The 21,087-nt window shown below is 36.5% G+C and carries 11 protein-coding genes; 4 read left to right on the plus strand and 7 right to left on the minus strand.

The features are described 5' to 3' along the window. Positions 1–26: 26 nt before the first annotated feature. Positions 27–1,079 carry a DUF1852 domain-containing protein gene (locus OGZ34_RS18800; protein ID WP_263361326.1) on the minus strand — a complete coding sequence of 351 codons (1,053 nt, stop codon included), beginning with the start codon at positions 1,077–1,079 and terminating at the stop codon, positions 27–29. Between the two features lie 267 nt (positions 1,080–1,346). Between OGZ34_RS18800 and OGZ34_RS18805 the strand changes: the two genes are divergently transcribed. The 3 genes from OGZ34_RS18805 (at position 1,347) to OGZ34_RS18815 (ending at position 3,996) form a co-directional block, all read left to right on the plus strand. Further along, entirely contained in the window at positions 1,347–1,976 is a 630-nt protein-coding gene (locus tag OGZ34_RS18805) for a nitroreductase family protein (protein ID WP_263361327.1), read from the plus strand. A gap of 313 nt (positions 1,977–2,289) precedes the next feature. Beyond that, entirely contained in the window at positions 2,290–3,324 is a 1,035-nt protein-coding gene (locus OGZ34_RS18810; protein ID WP_263361328.1) for a hypothetical protein, read from the plus strand. A 75-nt stretch (positions 3,325–3,399) separates the two neighbouring features. After that, positions 3,400–3,996, plus strand: coding sequence for a hypothetical protein (locus OGZ34_RS18815; protein ID WP_263361329.1), 597 nt, complete (start codon positions 3,400–3,402; stop codon positions 3,994–3,996). 267 nt (positions 3,997–4,263) lie between these two features. On the opposite strand, the gene OGZ34_RS18820 is transcribed toward OGZ34_RS18815, so the two are convergent. The 6 genes from OGZ34_RS18820 to OGZ34_RS18845 all read right to left on the minus strand — a co-directional run bounded on the left by OGZ34_RS18820 (position 4,264) and on the right by OGZ34_RS18845 (position 13,164). Continuing rightward, on the minus strand, positions 4,264–5,673 hold the full coding sequence (locus tag OGZ34_RS18820) for an efflux transporter outer membrane subunit (protein ID WP_263361330.1): 1,410 nt from the start codon (positions 5,671–5,673) through the stop codon (positions 4,264–4,266). A gap of 2 nt (positions 5,674–5,675) precedes the next feature. Next, positions 5,676–8,825, minus strand: coding sequence for an efflux RND transporter permease subunit (locus tag OGZ34_RS18825; protein ID WP_263361331.1), 3,150 nt, complete (start codon positions 8,823–8,825; stop codon positions 5,676–5,678). A gap of 71 nt (positions 8,826–8,896) precedes the next feature. Beyond that, complete coding sequence (locus tag OGZ34_RS18830) at positions 8,897–10,015, minus strand: efflux RND transporter periplasmic adaptor subunit (RefSeq protein WP_263361332.1); 1,119 nt, start codon at positions 10,013–10,015, stop codon at positions 8,897–8,899. Between the two features lie 333 nt (positions 10,016–10,348). After that, entirely contained in the window at positions 10,349–11,104 is a 756-nt protein-coding gene (locus tag OGZ34_RS18835; RefSeq protein ID WP_263361333.1) for a LytR/AlgR family response regulator transcription factor, read from the minus strand. Between the two features lies 1 nt (position 11,105). After that, positions 11,106–12,206: a sensor histidine kinase gene (locus OGZ34_RS18840; RefSeq protein ID WP_173964884.1), complete on the minus strand. Its 1,101-nt coding sequence runs from the start codon at positions 12,204–12,206 to the stop codon at positions 11,106–11,108. Positions 12,207–12,330: 124 nt separating this feature from the next. Next, positions 12,331–13,164, minus strand: coding sequence for a universal stress protein (locus OGZ34_RS18845; RefSeq protein WP_263361334.1), 834 nt, complete (start codon positions 13,162–13,164; stop codon positions 12,331–12,333). A gap of 958 nt (positions 13,165–14,122) precedes the next feature. Here OGZ34_RS18845 and OGZ34_RS18850 point away from each other — a divergent pair. Then, on the plus strand, positions 14,123–21,079 hold the full coding sequence (locus tag OGZ34_RS18850) for a type I polyketide synthase (RefSeq protein WP_263361335.1): 6,957 nt from the start codon (positions 14,123–14,125) through the stop codon (positions 21,077–21,079). Positions 21,080–21,087: the final 8 nt, after the last annotated feature.

Here is a 21,087-nt window from a genome sequence, read left to right on the forward strand (position 1 = left end):
ATATAATTTTAATGCGTTGTAATCAATTAAAGGGTAAAATTAGCAGACCATTGTTCCAGGAGACTTTTGTAAGGCTTAATGAAATGCTCTTCTGCATATTTACCCTGTTCAACAGCCAATTGGCTGCGCTCTTCGCGGTCATAATCCACGCGAGTCAGTGAATAATCTTCGTGTTTAAGACTAGGTTGATAGATTTCCCCGGCCACTGAATTTGCATTGTAAATTTCAGGGCGATAAATCTTCTGGAAAGTCTCCATCGTGCTAATTGAGCTGATTAATCCAAGATCAGTATAATCAGCAAGCAGATCTCCGGAGTGATAAAAAGCCATTGGTGCAACACTATTCAAAGGCATGAAAAAACGAACCTTCAAGCCCATTTTAGAGAAATATTCATCCGTAATAGAATACTGATCCTGCAAATATTCAAAACCCAGAACCGGATGCTGATACTCAGTCCGAGTATAAGTTTTGTTGCTCGATACACTTAGACAAATAATCGGTGACATCTTAAAGTGCTCTTTATAAGTGGCTGAACCCACAAAGCACTTATAAAGTTTTCCGTGCAAATCACCAAAATTTTCAGGAATACAAAAATTAGGTTTATTTCTATTGTGCTCGATCAATAAAATACTAAAATCATAATCACGAACATAAGACGAAAAATTATTTCCGGCAATACCTTCGATACGCTGACTAGTCTTACGGTCAAAAATATTCGTTTTTAAAACTTCAATCAACGGCAGATTGCTACTACCATTCTTATCATCAATACGCATCGTTACTGTAATGATTTCAAGTTCTACAAGGTAACGATCCGCTTTTGGATTATCCAGATGAGCCAATGCATTGAATCGATTGTTAATCATATTTAATGCATTGCGTAAGTTTTGTTGGCGATTACCTCCTCTAGCCAGGTTTGCAAAATTGGTTGTCAACCGCGTTTCACTTGAGGGGTGATAATTTTCATCTAAACAGGTGCTCTTTAGTGTGAATGCAAAATCATTCCTGATTGTATTCTGGGTGTTTTCAATATCCTGCTTTTCGTTTATTTCCCTATCTTCTTTTATGTTTGCTTTCATCTGATGATGCTATTTAGTTTTTTTACCCTGCAAATTTGAAAATAAAAGATTAAATATTTTTATTTATAGACAAAATCAGTTAATCATTCTTTTTACATGTGTTTTTAAAGATTATTAATCTTTAAAGATGTATAATAATGAAGAGAAACAGATAATTATTCTTTAGTGACCTAAGATGAGTGATTTGGAGTTTCCCAGAGCGCTTCAAAAACTCGAAAAAGAAAACAATATCATTTATATTTGCCAAAAATTAAGATAGATATAGCAATGAATTTGATAGAAATTTTAAAATGGCGCTACGCCACAAAAGCTTACAATAACATTAAAGTAACAGAAGAGAAGGTCGATCAGATCTTAGAGGCTATAAATCTTTCAGCATCTTCTTGTGGTCTGCAATCTTACCGTGTCTTTGTTGTAAGCAATCCGGAAATCCAAAAAAAATTAGGTGCTGATTCGTATAATGGACAGATTCACTCTTGCTCACATTTGTTGGTTTTTGCTGCATTCACTGACATTTCTTCGACTTACATTGACAATTACATAGCGATGACAGAAAAACAAAGAGGTCTTGATGCCGGTGCCTTATCAGGATTTAGAAATGGATTGCATTCCTATTTTAGCGCTATCAACGAAGAGCAAAAAGCACTTTGGGCTGCCAAACAGGCTTATATTGCACTAGGAACGGCACTTATTGCTGCAGCAGAATTGAAAGTGGATGCCACTCCTATCGAAGGATTTAATGCTTCTATTATCGATGCCGTTTTGGGTTTGAAAGAGAAAGGGCTGCATTCCACAGTTATACTTGCATTAGGATACCGTGATTTGGAAAAAGACTACATGGCAACTATGAAAAAAGTTCGCTTGCCTATAAATGAAATGATAACGAAAGTTTATTAATTGGAGTTTTCTCCTATTTTGCCACAAAAAGCTAAGGCAGTTAAGTGCTATTCATCGCAATTTTGTCCATTTTATTTTTGTGACAAAATAATGGCGCAATGTTTTTTTAACTATTAAAAATTCAATCAAATAAAGACCTTCGGAAGTCTAGGTTCGAATATATTAAACATCTGAAAATATAAAATTTCCTCCTATATAATTAATTTTTATATTGTTAAGTTTATAAGCGGGCTATTAATGCTAAATAAATATAGAATACATTTGTTAACAATAAGATCTTAAATAAAGTTACTATTCTTGAATTTCGCAAAAAATGTTATACTCAAAATACAAACTTATTTCATTTTTGACCAGCATTTTTATCTGCTGTATCATCTTTAATGGTAAAGCACAGGTAAAACCTTTTTACACTGTCATGCCTTTTGAGGAAGAAATTTATTTTACAAAAACAGTCTTTCCTTTCAATTCCTCTTTTATGAAGAACCATAAGGTAAAAAGTATTGTTCTAAAAAATAATGATGAAAATGGGATAAATTATATTTACAATTTTAACCCGGATGGCCAAGTCGTGAGTATAACTAACATACGACACAATAAAGAGAAAAGAGACACAACTTTCTATATAAGAAATTACTACAATCCAAAAGGGCTGATTGATAAAAAAGCAAGCATTGATTATAATAATGGCATCGTAAAGATCAGTTCTTACCAATACGATGAAAAAAACAGAATTGATAAAATCCGATTCTTTTCATTGAATTCCGAAATGCCTAATAGACTACAAAATAGCGGTTGGTTGGGAGAATCATACCCGGGTGTAGATAAAATAGTGACACTTGGTACTTTACCAAATGAAAACATTCTAAATAAAATGATCGAAGAAAACTCTTTTTCTTCATGGCACTATCGCTATTATAACGAAAATAAATTTGAAGTCGAAGAGTGCACAGAATACTTTGATTTTCTAAAGAAGAATGACAATCAAGAGACTTGTAATGAAAAAAAGACTTATTATTATTTAAACGGGGCCCCTGTTGCTTTGTTTCTTCATAACGGCTGTGCAGATAAGACCACTCCAGCTAAATTATACCAATTTAAAGAAGGATTTCTTTCAACTCTGGCTGATGCACCTAACAGTATTGAGCCTAAAAGCGAAAAATACACTTATAATAAAAATAAGAATCTGGTGCTGATGGAGGATATATGGAGTGAGCAAAAAGTTAGTGAATTGGTGATGACTTATGATAAAAAAGGCTTTCTCACAACAATACAAAGAAAATCAGACACAGCTAAGATGAGTCATTACTTTGAGGACCGAATTCTAAACATAACCTACCGCTTTTATTAATTGTCGAAATTAGATTTATCATTCTTAAATTCGCTTAAACAACTGTAATGTTTAATTTCTAACTCCTAACAAAAAATGGATTTTCAGAATAATGAATTTTCAAAAATAGAGTCATTAGAATCAAAGAAAACAACTTTTATAGTAAAGTTTTTAGGGGCAATTATTTTTATAGGTACCGTTTTAGGAATAATTAACTTAGAAATAATTATTATCGAATCTAAACTATCTGTTGAATTTAAAATTTGTTTTGCAGTACTATCCGTAATTCTTTTATCTTTTTTGGTGTATTTTGTAGTAAAGGATATGATTATTCACCAAAAAAGCAAAATCACAAAAGTAATAGTGGATCAAAATGGTTTGCACCATTATAAAGATGAAATAATTCTTGAATCCCTAACTTTTGAGTCTTTATGTCCAACTCCCGATCTGAAAAATTATGATATCGTTTTATCAGTGGGAGAAGATGCAGCTCATGATATTTGTTTGTATTACTTCGATAACTCCAGAAACGCAATAATGTATAAAGCCATTACATTCAACGCTCCATTTTCAATACGCAATGCAAAAGAATTAAAAAGATATTTCATAAAGGGCATTTTAAAGTTCCGATCTGATTTGAAAGTTTCACCAAAGGTGCTGGATTTTTTAAATTTAAACGATTTACAAAATTAAAAATATCTAAAATTGTCTCGACCTGAATTTACCTTACAAAATTCAATAAACCTCACATTCTCAATCCCTTATATCAATCTTTATGTTTTAAACTCATAAATTAAAAATATTTCCTTCTTATAAGAATCTTTTCTTATTTGTAAAATAAACTCTTCTGTATCAATATACTCAGAATTATCCTAATTGTTCTTTAGAATACTATTATAACAAAAAAATCCATCACCTCTACAAATTAATCTAAAGATGATGAACTCTTGAATATTATTTTTATTGCACTCCTCCGCCTAAGGCACGGTATAAATTTATTGCTGCATCTAGCTTTTCTAATTTTATAGCCACAACATCAAGTTCGTTTTGTAAAGAACTATTTTGCGCTACAATAACCTCCAGATAAGTCGCCATTCCGCTTTTGTATAAAAGACCTGCATCTGCAGTTGCTTTTTCTAATGAAACTGATTTTTCTGTTACAAGTGTAATACGCTCATCTGCATATTTTAGTTTTGACAAGGCATCATTTACTTCACCAACCGCAGTTATGTAAGATTGTTTAAATTGAATCGCTGCTTTTTCTTGTTCTAAAAGTGCAACCTGATAGGCTGTTCTTAACTCTTTCTTTCTAAATATAGGCTGTACTAAATTTGCTGCAATCGATTTGGTTACAGATCCCGGAAAATTAAACCAGGTATCAAACTCAAATGAATTTACACCAATCGACGGACTCAAACTTAATGTTGGGTACATCGTAGCTTTTGCTAATCCAGTTTTTGCATAAGCCGACATTACAGCATATTCACTTGCTTTAATATCTGGTCTTCTGCTTAAAAGTGAAGCCGGAATTCCAGCCGGAACATCAACCGCAAATTCTGATGCATTTAAGTTTCCTGCACGTGCTACAGTATTTGGATATTCTCCGCATAAAATCTGTAACGCATTTTCCTGAACTGCGATATTCGCTTTTGCTAAAGGAACCAATAATTCGGCTGTTTTTTTCTGAGCTTCACTTTGGTTTACTGCCAGAGAACTTATTGATCCTGCAGTGTATTGCAACTTCATCATGTTTAAAGTGCTACTGCTCAATTCTATATTTTTCTGAGCAATTTTAAGCTGCTCGTCTAATCCTAAAAGGTTATAATAAGCTTGTGCTACCTGAACAATTATTCTGGTTTTTAATGCCGAAAGATTTTCTTTCTGAGCAAAATAAGTGGCTTTTGCGTCTCTTTTTTGCATTGCTGCTTTTCCCCAAATATCAACTTCCCAGGACATACGAAGATTGGCGCTGTAATCATCCAAATAATCTTTACTCGTAAATTGGGCACTTAAGGAACCATTCAGCGAATTTTTAGACTGATAAGCTCTACTTGCTCCTGCATCAAAGTCAAGTGTAGGAAGCAATGCTAATTTTGACTGCTTATAATTCAAATCCAGCTGTTCCATGCTTTTCATTGCGATAAGCACCTCGTTATTTTTAACGAGGGCTTTTTCAATTAAATCAACCAGTAATGGATCTTTGTAGTAACTTTTCCACGGAAGTAAAACCGTATCACCCGTTACAGCAATTTCTTCGCGGTATTTATCAGGTGAATTTAATGCCGCACGGGAATATTTTTTTCCTACCACACATGACGTCAAAATCAAGCCGGTAAACAAAGTAATTCCTATTTTATATAGTATTTTCATTATTATTCTTTTATAGATTGAACTATGGTTTTCTTGCCCGAAACTTTTTCCTGTAAATATTGAAATACAATGAAGAGCAACGGAATCACAAAAACTCCCAAAATAACTCCGCTCAACATCCCGATTGAAGCACTCACACTTATCGATCTGTTTCCTACTGCTGTTCCTCCAGAAGCAAACATCAACGGAATCATACCTACAATAAAAGCAAGCGAAGTCATGATAATTGGTCGCAATCTTGATCTTGCACCTTCAATTGCCGCTTCAACAATACTTAAACCTGATATACGCCTTTGAAGTGCAAACTCTACAATTAAAATGGCATTTTTCGCGAGAAGTCCCACTAGCATAATGAGTCCGACCTGAACGTAAATATTGTTATCCAAACCAACAGCTTTTACTCCGGCAAAAGCTCCTAAAATTCCTGTTGGAATCGAAAGTAAAACCGCCAACGGTAGTAAATAGCTTTCATACTGTGCTGCTAATAAAAAGAATACAAACAACAGACATAATCCGAAAATGGCAATCGTTTGGTTTCCTCCTGCTTTTTCTTCCAGACTTAAACCTGTCCATTCGTAACTGTAATCGGCTGGAAGTTTATCTAAAACCTTTTCTAAATTCCCCATAATCTGACCGTTACTGTAACCCGGCAATGCCATTGCTGTAATATTTACCGAATTGTAAAGGTTGTAACGGTCTACCGATTCCGGTCCGTACACTTTATGGAATTTTACGATTGATTTTACAGGAACCATCTGCATCTGTGCATTTCTAACGAAAATTTCGTTAAACGCATCCTCATCCATTCTGAAAATTCCATCGGCTTTTACATTAACTCTGTAAAACTTACCAAATCGGGTAAAATCTGACGATTGATCTCCGGCAAAATACGTCTGAATATTTCCTAGCAGTTCTTTTATGTTCACTCCCATTTGACGTGCTTTGTCCTCATCAACTTCCAATTCCAGCTGTGGATAATCGGCTCTAAAAGTCGTATACGCATATTGAACTCCGGGTTGCTGCATAATTTGTGCGATCACTTTATCTGACATTGCTTTTAAAACTTCCGGACTTCTTGCCATTCTGTCCTGCAATACAATTTCGGCACCACTCGTTACACCAAATCCTTCTACAGGTGGCATTCTAAACACCATAACCGAACCTTCTTTGATTGTGGATAATTTGGCCGTAACACTATTCAAAATTTCATCAATATCTTTAACTTCACCCCTTTCTTTTTTAGGCTTTAATTTAATAAAACCTAATCCGTATGCGGTACTGGAACTGTTACTCAAAATATTAAATCCGGTAATACTGGTGTTAACATCAATCGCTTTTTCTGATTCTAATATTTTCTCCATTCTCTGAACTACTTCAGTCGTACGATCAAGCGCTGTTCCCGGTGGCATAGACAAACTGTAAACCATAAACCCATCATCTTCAAGCGGAACGAAACTTTTTGGCGTTGACATCATCATATAAACTGCAAGAGCTGTTATACCTGTAATTAATCCCGCTGCAATCCATTTTCTTCCCACAAGGAAGCGAACACCTTTGATATATCTTCCGGTAAAATTGTCGAAACCCGTATTGAAACCCACAAAAAAACGGTCTTTAAAACTGGTTTTATGTTCGTGATTTCCGTGTTTGTCACCATGATTTTTTAATAAAAGCGCACATAAAGCAGGAGTTAACGTCAAGGCATTTACAGCCGAAATAATAATCGCAATTGCCAAAGTATAAGCAAATTGTTTATAGAAAATCCCTGAAGATCCTGTCATAAAACCAATTGGAATAAATACAGCCGACATGACTAAAGTAATAGAAACTACCGCTCCGGTAATTTCTGCCATTGCACTATGAGTCGCTTCTTTGGCCGAAATCCCGGCGTCTTCTTCCATTTTACTGTGAACGGCTTCTACCACAACAATAGCATCATCGACTACAATTCCGATGGCCAAAACCAAGGCGAAAAGTGTTAGAATGTTGATGGTAAATCCAAAAACCAACAGAAAGAAAAAGGTTCCTACAATCGCTACTGGCACCGCAATAGCTGGAATTATCGTGGAGCGAATGTCCTGCAGGAATATAAATACGACAATAAATACCAGAATAAAAGCTTCTAACAAAGTCGATTTTACCTGTCCTGTCGCTTCGTCCAAACGTTCTTTGGTACTCATTACGTTCACGTATTTAATTCCGGGAGGAAAAGACTTCGATAATCGCTCTACTTCTTTATTAATCCCGATTTCAATATCGTTTGCATTAGAACCCGAAGTCTGTAAAATTGCCATTGTAACCGCATTTTTACTGTTCGATTTATTGTCCCCGCTATAAGAGATCGAACCAAATTCTACTCTTGCCACATCTTTAAGACGCAACAAATTATTACCGTCATTTTTAACCACAATATTTTCATATTGTTCCGGTTTGTTTTTCTTTCCTTTATATCGAATTACGTATTCTAAAGCCGCTTTTGATTCTTCTCCAAGTTTCCCCGGAGCCGATTCTAAACTTTGATCTGCAATTGCCTGCGTAACATCAGATGGAACCAAACCTGCATTTGCCATTTTTCTTGGGTCAAGCCAAATTCTCATAGAGTAGTCTTTCTGACCAAAAATCTGAACCTGACCTACGCCAGGAACACGTTTCATTTGCGGAACCAAATTGATATTAGCATAATTCTGAAGAAAAAGCTCATCGTACTTGTTATTATCATCTGTATACAAGTTGAAAATAACAATCATACTGTTTTGCTGTTTCGACGTTGTAAGTCCCATTCTGATTACTTCTTGCGGAAGTTTTGGAGTCGCTTGCTGCACTCTGTTTTGAACGTTTACCGCAGCCTGATCCGGATCTACGCCTTGTTTGAAAATAACGCTGATCGAAAAAGATCCATCATTACTTGCAGAAGATTTAATGTACTGCATATTCTCAACACCATTAATCTGTTCTTCTAACGGAGTTACTACGGAACGGATTACTGTTTCACTATTTCCTCCCGGATACGAACCACTAACCATTACCGTTGGCGGCGAAATATCAGGAAATCTGGTAACCGATAATCTTGTTAAACCAATAATACCCAAGATCACCAGAACAATGGAAATTACTGTGGCCAATACCGGCCTGTCTATTATTTTTTTTAACATGGAAAATGTTATTTATATTAAAAACTAAAAATTATTTTTACTAAGAGCCTTTACGATAATAGCATTTAGCATTACTTGATTATCGCTCTTACTTCGATACCATCACTTAGCACATCGATAGAATTTAATGCAATCTTATCACCGCTTTTTACACCGTTTTTTACAAAATAATTTGTACCGGAACTTCCGGCAACTTCAATTGGAGTCATGGCTACTTTATTGCCTTTGCCTAAAACAAAAACAAAAAACTTATCCTGAATATCTTTTACACTTGCCATTGGTACCGTTACAACAGAAGACAAATTGCTGTTTAAAATAATTCTTGCTGATCCTCCTGCACGCAAAAGTTTTTTAGGATTTGGAAAAATCGCTTTTAAGGCAATTGTTCCGGTAGTTCTGTCAATGTTTCCGCTGGCGATTTCTAATGTTCCTTTTTGATCGTACGCACTATCATCGGCCATAATAAGACTTACTGTTTTCTTTGATTTTGAATCTTTGGAGAAAGTCAGATAATCAGATTCGCTCATCGAGAAATAAACAAAAACTGTATTAATGTCTGATAAAATAGTTAACGGAACAGTATCTGATGGCGTAACCAAGTTTCCAACACGATTTGGAATACGGCTGATATAACCGCTTACCGGAGCTTTTATCAAAGAGAAATCAGCGTTTAATTGTGAAGACCCTAAAGCTGCTTTTGCCTGTGCTGCCTGTGCTTGTGCTGCATCGTAATTTGCCTGTGCTGTTTTTAACTGCATGTCCGAATATACTTTTGCATCTACAAGAGGTTTCACTTTTTCAATTTCAAGTTTAGCATTCGCTAAGTTTGCCAAAGCACTTTTGTATGCTGCACGACTGCTGTTAACCTGCTCTGCGTAAACATCTCCTTTAATTTTAAAAAGTGATTGTCCTTTGTTTACATAATCACCTTCTTTTACATAAATTGCTTCAAGGTATCCTGAAACCTGGGCTTTAATATCAACATTTACGGTACCTTCTACAGTTCCGGGGTATTTTTTCGCCACTTCACCTGTAACAGATTTTGCCTGAAAAAAGTCTACTTCCGGTTTTTGAACCGCCATTGCATCTGCTTCAGATCCGCTTTTACCGCATGAAGAAAAGCCGATGATAATCAATAAGACTACAACCTTATTGAATGTTTTATAATTTTGAAAAAATTGTTTTGTCATTTTATTTCACTTTAATGAATACATAGAATTTGACCGCAAAAGAACAGCACAAAATGACCTTTAAACAGAAGAAAGTTACCCAAACGGAATTTTTCGATACTGAAACGAATGAGAATGATAATGCCAAAGACACAATGGCACGAAGTTTAAATTTATTGAATAGCCTCCAGTTTTAACTGGAGGTATTGATAGGATGGAAAAGACTTTAGTCAAACTCATCTTTTGGCTAAAGCCCTTGATAATGAATTTATTTTACCTCCAGTTAAAACTGGAGGCAACTAAAAAATATGATTTTACTTAGAACCTTAGCAACTTAGTATCTCAGAACCTTTACTAGCGATCCATCCATTGTTTAAATACAGGCGCTTTTTCTCTACTTATGATTACCTCACGTTCAGGATCTAACCTGAGCTGTATTTTTAGCTTTGCATTAAAATAGTTTGAGATCGACTTTATACTTTCCACCCGAATAAAAAACTGTCTGTTGGCACGAAAAAAAACATCCGGATCAAGTTCCTGCTCTAATTCTTCCATAGTCTGAGTTACGGGAATGGCCGTGCCGTCTTTAAGCACTAAATTACTGGTCTTAAATTCCGAATATATAAAATCAATATCGGCAACATCTACACTTTTATAACCGTCGCGATAGGTTACTAAAAAACGCAATCTAAAAGAGGGTTTATTCATAAAACCTTTTAGAATTCCGGCAATATCTGTGGTATTATTTTCAACTTTAGAAACGGACTTAAACTTTTTTAAAGCAAATTCAAGTTCGTTTTTTTCAATTGGCTTCATCAGGTAATCAATACTGTTTACCTTAAAAGCTTTTATGGCATATTCGTCATAAGCTGTTGTAAAGATGACGGGAGAAGTAATTTCGACTTCATCAAAAATAGAGAAACTCAATCCGTCAGCCAGACGAATATCCATCGTGATTAAATCGGGCGCAGGGTTTGAATTCAGCCATTTAACTGAATCTGCAACGGTATCAATAATGGCCAGAATCTCACATTGAGGTTCCAGTTCTTCCAACAGTCTTTTCAAACGGCTGGCGTTGATACTTTCATCTTCTACAATTAAAATTTTCATACTATTTTGAAATTAAAGGCAAACGTACACAATAAGCCCCATTTGACTCCGAGAAAACGGGCATTCTATCGTGCAGAATTTTATATCGAAACTCAATATTTTTATGCCCGATTCCTGTTGAAACCAAACTCTTTCCGGCTGTTGGCTGTAGATTATTTCTAACCACAAGATCACCAAGATCAGAATAAATAGAAATCGTAAGGGGATTTGACACTGTCGCCATATTATGTTTTACGGCATTTTCGACTAATAATTGTAATGTTAATGGTGGTAAATGACGATCTAAACAAGTCATATCAATTTGAAGTTTCAAATCAACCTTTTCACCAAGTCGTTTCTTTAAAAGATAAAAATAAGCATTCAAAAATTCAATCTCTTCTTTTACTGTTATGGTATCTTTATTTAGGTTTGAAATCATATAACGATACACCTTTGTAATGTTCTCCAAAAATGATGCAGCGGCTTTTGGATCTTCATGAATCAGCTCGGTCAGAGCGCTGAAATTATTAAAGATAAAATGCGGATCAAGCTGTAATTTTAAGGACTCCAATTCATATTTTGCAGCAGCTTCCTGAAGTTCAGAAGCTTTTACTTTCAGTTCTGCCGCTTCTTCAGAAGTAACACGCCAGCGGTTCAGCAAAAATATACTCGTATGTATAAAACTTATAAAAAGGGATAATATCGCAGCCATTAAATTGGACTGCCAGATTTGAACAAGTTCACTTTCTTTTATTGGTGTCCAGGAATATAAATATTCCCACAGATACGAAAAAAAGTAGTTTAAAAGAATGTTACCTAAAATAATGCATACAAACTGTGCAAAAGCTCTGAAAATTGGTTTTTGCTCCCAACTGATCCAATAGTTTAGACTACGCCCAACAAAAAGACTTAACTCTGTAAGTACAGCACAATATACAAGGATTATAAATATATCAAGCGTCCAATCTATTACTAATAAAGTATTATGCTCAAAATCCTGATAGGGATTCAGGAAATAATAAGAGGATAAATAAATCAGAAAAACCACCGGTATAACAATAACTCTATAATATTTATAGAAAAAATTCTTTCCGGATAGTTTATTTTGAATACTTGAATTCATTAACTAATAATTGGTTAAATATTAAATTTATGCATTTTAATTGAGACAAAGATAAAAATTGACAATGCCTATTACACTTCTAAAATCTTTTTCTTTCTGACAGATGATCTTAGTTTATTGTTTTCTAATAATTTGGAAAAGACAATAGCGGAATATCCAGACCTGCCGCCATAATTCTGGTTTTACTTTTATGAACCAAAGAATCCCAAAAACCATATTTTTGAGGTACCATTACTAAAATATCGGCATCATAATTTTTGATTTCTTTCTCTATTTCATTAATTACGGCATTTGATTTTACGCTTTTATACATGTATTTCACTTGCTCAAATTCTTTCTCTAATGTAGAAGTCAGCAATATTTTATCTTGTTCTTCTTTTAAATTATTCAGTTTTTCATCTACGCTAAAGAACTCAATTTCTGCTCCTAAATCACTAACAATCTGCCTTATCCAGCTAAATCTTTTTATTGATGATAAACTCAAAGTATCAGAAGCATAAAGTATTTTTTTAATATTATTGAAACGGGCTTTTAAAGGCACAGCCAAAACAGGAATATTCAAATTTTTTATTACAGCTGTAGTTGAATTTCCCATTAATTCCTGTTCAAAAGAACGCTCTGCCATTCCCATTACCACAAGACTTGCCGCTGTACTGCCAATAAGATAAGAAAGCTCATCTTCTAAAAAAGAATAAGTGCATACAGAACTTACTTCTATATTGTATAAATCAGCTATTTCTGCGCTCAGTGTTTCAAGCCTTAGAGTGGATTTTTCAATTTGTTTCTGCAAGCCTTCAGCTGAAATAAGAGAATTGGCGCTGTGAAAACTTAATGAAAAAGAGTTAAACAGAATCAGCTTAGCCCCTGCTGTTTTTGCAATTCCAGCTGCATAAGTAACAGCATTATTCGATATATCAGAAAAATTTGTGGCAGCAATTATAGTAAGTGGTGAACTCATATATAGATCAATTAAACAATTATTAGGGTAAAATTGTTTAATTATGGCTTTCAACATATTTTTAAGTTACTGAAGAATCATATTTTTAACCTCAACCGTAATTTTTACATTCTGAAATATTGAAGCTAGAACATTTTATTTTATTGATTTTTTTTAACTCTGTTCATTTCACTTAAATCTAATTTAATACGAGCTTACAAATATTTTTTTACATTCCAAAAAATTGTGGTTTTACGATTAATCCTATAATATAGGAGATAACTTCTTTACCGCAAAAACTTTATGTATTCATTTAAACAAGTTATGCCGAAAATTACCTAAAAAAAGTTCAAAAAATTGGCGTTCTAAGTTTCGTGGCAAAATCATGGCAGATGGTATTTTTTAAAAGAGCAAACCAACAAAACAAGCATCTAAAATACTCCGGTTCGAAACTTTACCACAGTAAGATTAATTTTTTAATTTATCCGCAATCATGTTTTTACTGACATCTTAAATGCCTTCTTTGTTATTTTCAGTGGGCTGTCAATTACTTTGTCCGACTGATTTGAATTTTCATTCAAATAACCGTAAGTTTTCATTTAAAATACAGTAAATTTTTACAAAAATAAAAAGTTACATTTAAATTTCAATTAGCTTTAATTAAAACGTACAACAATATTTTAGAAATCTTCCCTCTCTAGTTATCAAAAAATGAAGCAAATACATTAGATGACAGTACGAACGAAATAAGAAAAACTATAAAAATCATAAAAAAAGAAGTATTTTTTTACAAACAAGCTAATAATAATTCGATATTTAAAGGTTTTGTAAAAAAATCATTATAAAATTAATTCTAATACTTAAAATTTAGAAGAAATTAACTACTTTTACTACACTATACCACATTAACGAATAATACCGTAAAGGTTTTTATTATAGTTTACACAATTTCCAAATCTCATTTCAATCTCATCGACGTATGAAAAATTTAACCATTTTAGGAGTAACGCCTTTTGAAAAGCCTGACGTCAACCTGATGTCTAAACTATTTCAGGCTGGAGCATTCCCCGTATTAAGTTTGGGACATGATATAGTAATCGCTCAAGAAACATTAAAACAACTTGACCAGATCAATATACCTTCCTATGGTATACATCTCACAAATGATAAACTAACATCTCTTCAACTGTCCGAGCAGGTAAAATTTATTATTCTTCCATTTGGGATCTCAATAAACACCTATCCTAACTTATCACGAATTTATCAGGTAAGTAGCCTTGAGCAAGCCAGAGAAGCCGAACAACTGGGAGCAATTGGAATTATTGTGAAAGGAAACGAAGCTGGAGGATTAGTTGGTTATGAATCCACATTTGTTTTATTTCAACGTGTCATAGAAGAAATCAACACTATACCTGTATGGGTACAAGGAGGAATAGGCCTTCATACGGCCGCTGCTGCAAAAGCACTTGGAGCAAAAGGCATTGTATTAGATAGTCAATTGGCACTATATTCAGAAAGTAGCATTCCCCAGGACCTCAAAAATCTATGTTCAAAATTAAATGGTACAGAAACCAAGATCATCGCGCACCATCGTGTATTGGTTAGACCCAATTCACCTGTTTTATCTGAAAATGCTTCCATCGAAGAGTTAGAAAAATATTTTAATGACCTTGATCCCAACAAAAGTTACATTCCTATGGGGCAAGACATTGCTTTAGCAACAGATCTCTATGAAAATTTCACAACGTTAAAAAAATTGATTTTTGGATTTAAAGAAGCCATGTATGGTCATCTGAAACAAGCAAAAGCATCTCAAATTATTGACCAGAACAATCCATTAGCAAAACAACTTGGCCTACGCTACCCTATCGCACAAGGACCAATGACCCGCGTAAGTGATGTTCCGGCATTTGCCAATGCTGTTGCAGAAACAGGAGCCTTACCTTTTATAGCCCTTTCTTTACTCAAAGGGGAACAAGCAAGAGCCTTAGTCATCGAAACTCAAAAATTGGCCGGCGATAAAACTTGGGGTGTAGGTATATTAGGTTTTGCACCACAGGAATTGCGAGAAGAACAAACTGCCTATATTCTTGAAGCCAAACCTCCAGTAGTACTGATCGCAGGAGGTCGGCCTGCACAAGCTAAAGTATTTGAAAAAGCCGGTATAACAACATTTTTACATGTCCCTTCACCTGCGTTATTAGATATTTTCCTAAAAGAAGGTGCCAAAAATTTCATATTTGAAGGCAGGGAGTGTGGTGGACATGTTGGCCCACTTTCCAGTACAGTACTTTGGGAAAAACAAATCGAACGTATCCTAAAAGAAGATCATCCGGAAAATATAAGTGTCTTTTTTGCCGGTGGAATTCATAATGCTTTTTCCACAGCCTTTGTATCTATCATGGCCGCTCCTCTCGCTGCCCGCGGTGTAAAGGTCGGTGTATTGATGGGAACTGCCTATTTGTATACACAGGAAGCTGTGAGCACTGGTGCTATTCAGCAAGAGTTCCAGCAACAAGCGATGCAAGCCAAAGACACCGTGCTGCTGGAAACTGCACCTGGTCACGAAACACGTTGCTTAAATACCACATTCGCCTTACATTTCGACAGTGAGAAGAAAAAGTTACTAGCCCTTGGAACGGACAAAAAGCAAATTTGGGAACAGCTTGAAAAACTGAATGTAGGACGTCTCAGGATTGCTGCAAAAGGCATTGACCGTCAAGGCGACGCCCTCATTACTATACCTAAAAACCAACAGCTTGATTTAGGCATGTATATGATTGGGCAGGTAGCCACCATGCACAATCAGGTGATTACACTTGAATCACTCCACCATGATGTTGCTATCGAAAATCAAAAATATATTCAACAGGCAGCACTGCCGGAAAAACCTTCATCAACCGAAAAAGCCCTGGATATAGCTATCATAGGTATGGAATGCGTGTTCCCAGATGCCAAAAATTTAGCCGAATACTGGCGCAATATCATTCTTGGAAAAGACTGTGTTACCGAAGTACCAGAGGAGCGATGGAATAAAGAGATTTATTATCAACCCGACTCCAATGCTTCAGATGTATCCCATTCCAAATGGGGCGGTTTTATTCCGAAAATAGATTTTGACCCCATAGAATTTGGTATTCCGCCCCAATCACTTGCGGCGATAGAGCCAACTCAGCTTTTAACCTTACTCGTTGCCAAACGTGCGATGGAAGATGCCGGTTATGGTGAAAAACAAATCAACAGAGAAAATATATCGGTTATCATCGGTGCTGAAGGCGGAAATGATCTTGCCAACAGTTACAGTTTCAGAGGCTATTATAAACAAGTTTTTGGAGAGCTTCATGAAGAAGTAGAAAAAGCATTTCCGCACACCACCGAGGATTCGTTCCCGGGTATATTAGCCAATGTTATTGCCGGAAGAATCACAAACCGCCTGGATTTGGGTGGAAGAAATTTTACTGTAGACGCAGCCTGTGCCTCATCGATGGCGGCCATTGATCTGGCTTGTCAGGAACTGATACTGGGCAAATCGGATATGGTACTTACCGGAGGAGTCGATTTACACAACGGTATTAACGATTATCTGATGTTTTCCAGCACACATGCCCTCTCCCGCAAAGGACGCTGCGCAACATTTGACAGCACTGCTGACGGTATCGCTCTTGGCGAAGGGGTTGCTATTTTGGTCTTAAAACGATATGAAGATGCCCTACGCGACGGTGATCGTATTTATTCTGTTATTAAAGGTGTTGGAGGATCCAGCGATGGTAAAGCTCTTGGTTTGACAGCACCCCGAAAAATCGGTCAGGTACGTGCATTAGAACGTGCCTATGATCAGGCGGGTATCAGTGCAGCAGCAGTTGGTTTAGTGGAAGCTCATGGCACCGGAACGGTAGTTGGAGACAAAACAGAACTTAGTGCGCTCACCAATTTATTTAGCAGATCCGGAGCCTTACCCGCTCAAACACATCTCGGATCTGTAAAAACTCAAATTGGGCACACCAAATGTGCTGCAGGTTTAGCCGGACTTATCAAAGCCTCTATGGCGGTATACCATGGCGTAAAACCTCCTACGCTTCATCTCCAACAGCCCAATGCCTATTACAATGTGCATACAAGTCCTTTTGCTTTTCATTCCATAACAGGATTATGGTCTGAAGAAAAACGGTATGCCGGTATTAGTGCCTTCGGCTTTGGCGGTACCAATTTTCATATGGTAATCGAAAATCACCCGCAAAAAGAAGAGGCTGTCACACTACAATCCTGGTCGTCTGAGCTATTCGTTTTCCGTGGGGACAATTATGAGCAGGCCAAAATTCAATTGGAACAGGTAAAAACGCTATTGGAAATCAATGATAGCTTATCCTTAAAGGACATTGCCTACAGTTTAGTCGCCGGTTCTGAAAAACCGATACAACTAAGTATTGTTGCCGATACAGCCGAAGATTTGATGATGAAAATCGAACTCTTGTTAACGGACATTGAAAGTAAAGATATCTTTATTGTCAACAAACAAGCTGGTAAAACAGCATTTCTGTTCCCCGGTCAAGGCAGCCAAAACATTCATATGGCACAAGATCTGTTCGTTCTGTTTCCGCTTCTGCGCAAACTTATAGCACAATATCCTGATTTAGAAAAAGTTGTTTTTCCTGCAGCCACATTTGATACCGCGGCATTAAAAAAACAAAAAGAAACCATTAAGGATACGCGTCTGGCACAACCGATTTTAGGTATTGTAGATCTTGCCCTAGCACAATTGTTACAGTCATTTGGCATCCTGCCTGATATGTTGGCAGGACATAGTTATGGAGAATTACCGGCATTGTGTTTCGCCGGTGTATTTGACGAACAACAGTTGGTTGAACTCAGCAGCAAACGTGCACAAAGCATTTTAGAGGCTGTTGAAGATGGTGATCCCGGAACTATGGTAGCCGTAAACATCGATGCAGATCGCCTGAAAGCGATTCTTGAACAGCATCCGGACTGCTATCCTGTCAATTATAATTCACCAACTCAATGTGTTGTTGCTGGAAATACTGCGGCCATTGATAAATTCATAGAGTTCCTTAAAAACGAGCGTATCTCTTCCAAAAAACTAGAAGTTGCCTGCGCCTTTCACAGTCCTCTGGTAAGCAAATCCAAAGATTTATATGCCAATGTTCTGAAAGAAATTCCTTTTCAGGAAATGCAAATTCCAGTTTGGTCAAACACTACCGCAAGCTTATACCCAAGCCCGGTATCTGATATCAAAGTACAATTGACCGATCACTTGGTTCAACCCGTACGTTTTGTTGACGAAATCCAGGCGATGTATGCCGATGGAGCGAGAATATTTATTGAAGTAGGTCCTGGAAAAGTATTGACCGGATTAACAAAATCCTGCCTCAACCAGGATGCGATAACCCTGCATGTCGAGGACAATAACCGTAACAGTCTCACCCATTTCCTTTGTATGCTTGCGCAATACCTTGGAACCGGACGCAGCTTTAATTTAAACAAACTTTTTGAAGGCAGACACACGACTTTAATTCAGATCGATCAACCCGATCTTTATAAGAAGAGCCCAACCATTTGGCGTATAAATGGACAAGCCGCTCATCCAACAACAGGAACATTACCTGCTCATGGTGCCTTACCTATAGTAACCCCAATTCAAATGAAAAACTCTACTATTATCCAAACACCACAGGCACAACCTGCTACAGAACACGTACTACAGGAATATTTAAACAGTATGAAAATGCTCATTCAGGCTCAACGTGATGTCATGCTTTCCTTTTTAGGACAACAGGAACACATTACCCCAATACCTGTTTATGCTGCAACAGCAAAAAATATTACAGCTGATCCGTTCGTACCCACACGAATTACCAACGATAAACCAATAGCTACAGTAACCCTGTCAACACCTTCAACAGATATCAAATCCTTGCTGTTAAACGTAGTATGCGAAAAAACGGGCTATCCACATGAAATGTTAGGGATGGAAATGGATCTGGAAGCTGACCTCAGCATAGATTCTATTAAAAGAGTTGAAATCATCGGAACGCTCCGCAATGAGCTTGGCATACTCAACAGTGATCACGAAAATGAAGATATGGTGATGGAACAACTGGCAGCAATAAAGACTTTAAATGGACTCGTAACCTGGCTTACGGAATACACAGGAACTGTCGCTTCCCCTGTCACAACGGTTGAATTATTACCCGTAATCGCCCCTAAAGCCATACGTACACTTGCAGAATTGCAAACAACCATTTTAGATATTGTCAGCGAAAAGACCGGCTATCCAAAAGAGATGTTAGGACTGGATCTGGATCTTGAAGCAGATTTAAGTATAGATTCTATCAAACGAATGGAAATTATCAGTGAATTAAAAATCAAAATCGGATTTGGTGATGACAAGGAGCAAGCTGACGATCTTATGGAAAACTTAGCTGCCATAAAAACACTAAATGGTTTGGCAAACTGGATAACTGAAATGAGTACAACGGAACCCGTGCAAAGTTTACTAACACGCCTGCGATTTGATTTGATACCAACCGCTATTTCTGAAGCACAAAATATCGAAATACTTAAAGGAAAACGATTTGCAATAGCTCCGGACAATGGAACACAAACAGCAGCAATTAAAACGATACTTGAACAACACGGTGCAATTGCACAATTGGTTCATACTGATCAGGATCTGACGCTATTTGATGGACTGATTATTTTCGATATAGGCTCCGCTGCTGTCAAACATAGTATCATCGACCACGTTGGTTTAATTAAAAAGATGGATCTTGAGAAAGCGCAATGGATTTATTTGATCTCAGATATTCCAACACATGTTGAAGAATTAAAAGACACCCGTGCACTGCGTCATTATCAAGGTTATCCAGGCTTCTTTAAAAGTTTAGCCCGTGAGTTTGAACAAACCAACTGCAGACTAATCAGTCTTAATACCCCACAGGAAATAAATCAAATAGCACAAATTACATTACGTGAGATCCTAACAACAGACCAATCAGCTGAAGTCATTTACAAAAACGATCAAAGACATAAAGTAGACATTATACCTTCACCTTTATTAACAACTCTTGACCAGGCACATATCCAATTGGATCAAAAATCGGTTGTTTTAGTCCTCGGAGGAGGACAGGGTATTACTGCTGAACTGGTAAAACATATGTCGGCAGCTTATCCGTGTACCTATATCCTTGTCGGCAGATCAACAGATCCAAGAGAAGTCAGCACGGATTTAAAAGAATTAGAGTTGATGAAATCGCGAGAAGAAATCAGAAGTTACCTCATCAAGACCGGTAATTTTACCACGCCACCCCAAATTGAAAAAGAGACATCGCGAATTTTCAAAAACAATCAGATCCTGCGTACCATTCACGACATGGAACAATTGGGAAATAAAGTAGTCTATCAATCCTTAGATGTTTGTGATGAAGAAGGATTGGCTCAGCTTCTCCATGATATTTATGAACAATACGGCCAATTAGATGGTGTCATTCATGGTGCTGGTCTTTTGGAAGACAAACTTTTCAAGCAGAAAACAACCAGCTCTTTTGAACGTGTCTTTGACACTAAAGTAAAACCCTTACGTGTACTAGTGGAACAATTACGTTCAGATTGCCAATTCGTAGTCCTATTTTCAAGCATTGCCTCCGTTTATGGCAACAAAGGACAAACCGATTATGCAGCAGCAAATAGTGTGTTGGATGATTATGCCAATGTATTAAACAAAAGGCTAAAAGGAAAAGTAATCTCAATCAATTGGGGACCATGGAAGGGTGCAGGAATGGTTTCCTCATCCTTAGAAAATGAATACGAACGTCGCGGAATTTCGCTGATCCCATTAGAAGAAGGAAAAGAGCTATTTCTTAACGAAATCAAGTATGGAACAGAAAGTCAGGTATTAATCATGTCAGGTAAAAATTGGTAAAAACCGCT

It is taken from the genome of Flavobacterium collinsii, assembly GCF_946903285.1.
GTDB classification, from domain to species: Bacteria; Bacteroidota; Bacteroidia; order Flavobacteriales; family Flavobacteriaceae; genus Flavobacterium; species Flavobacterium collinsii.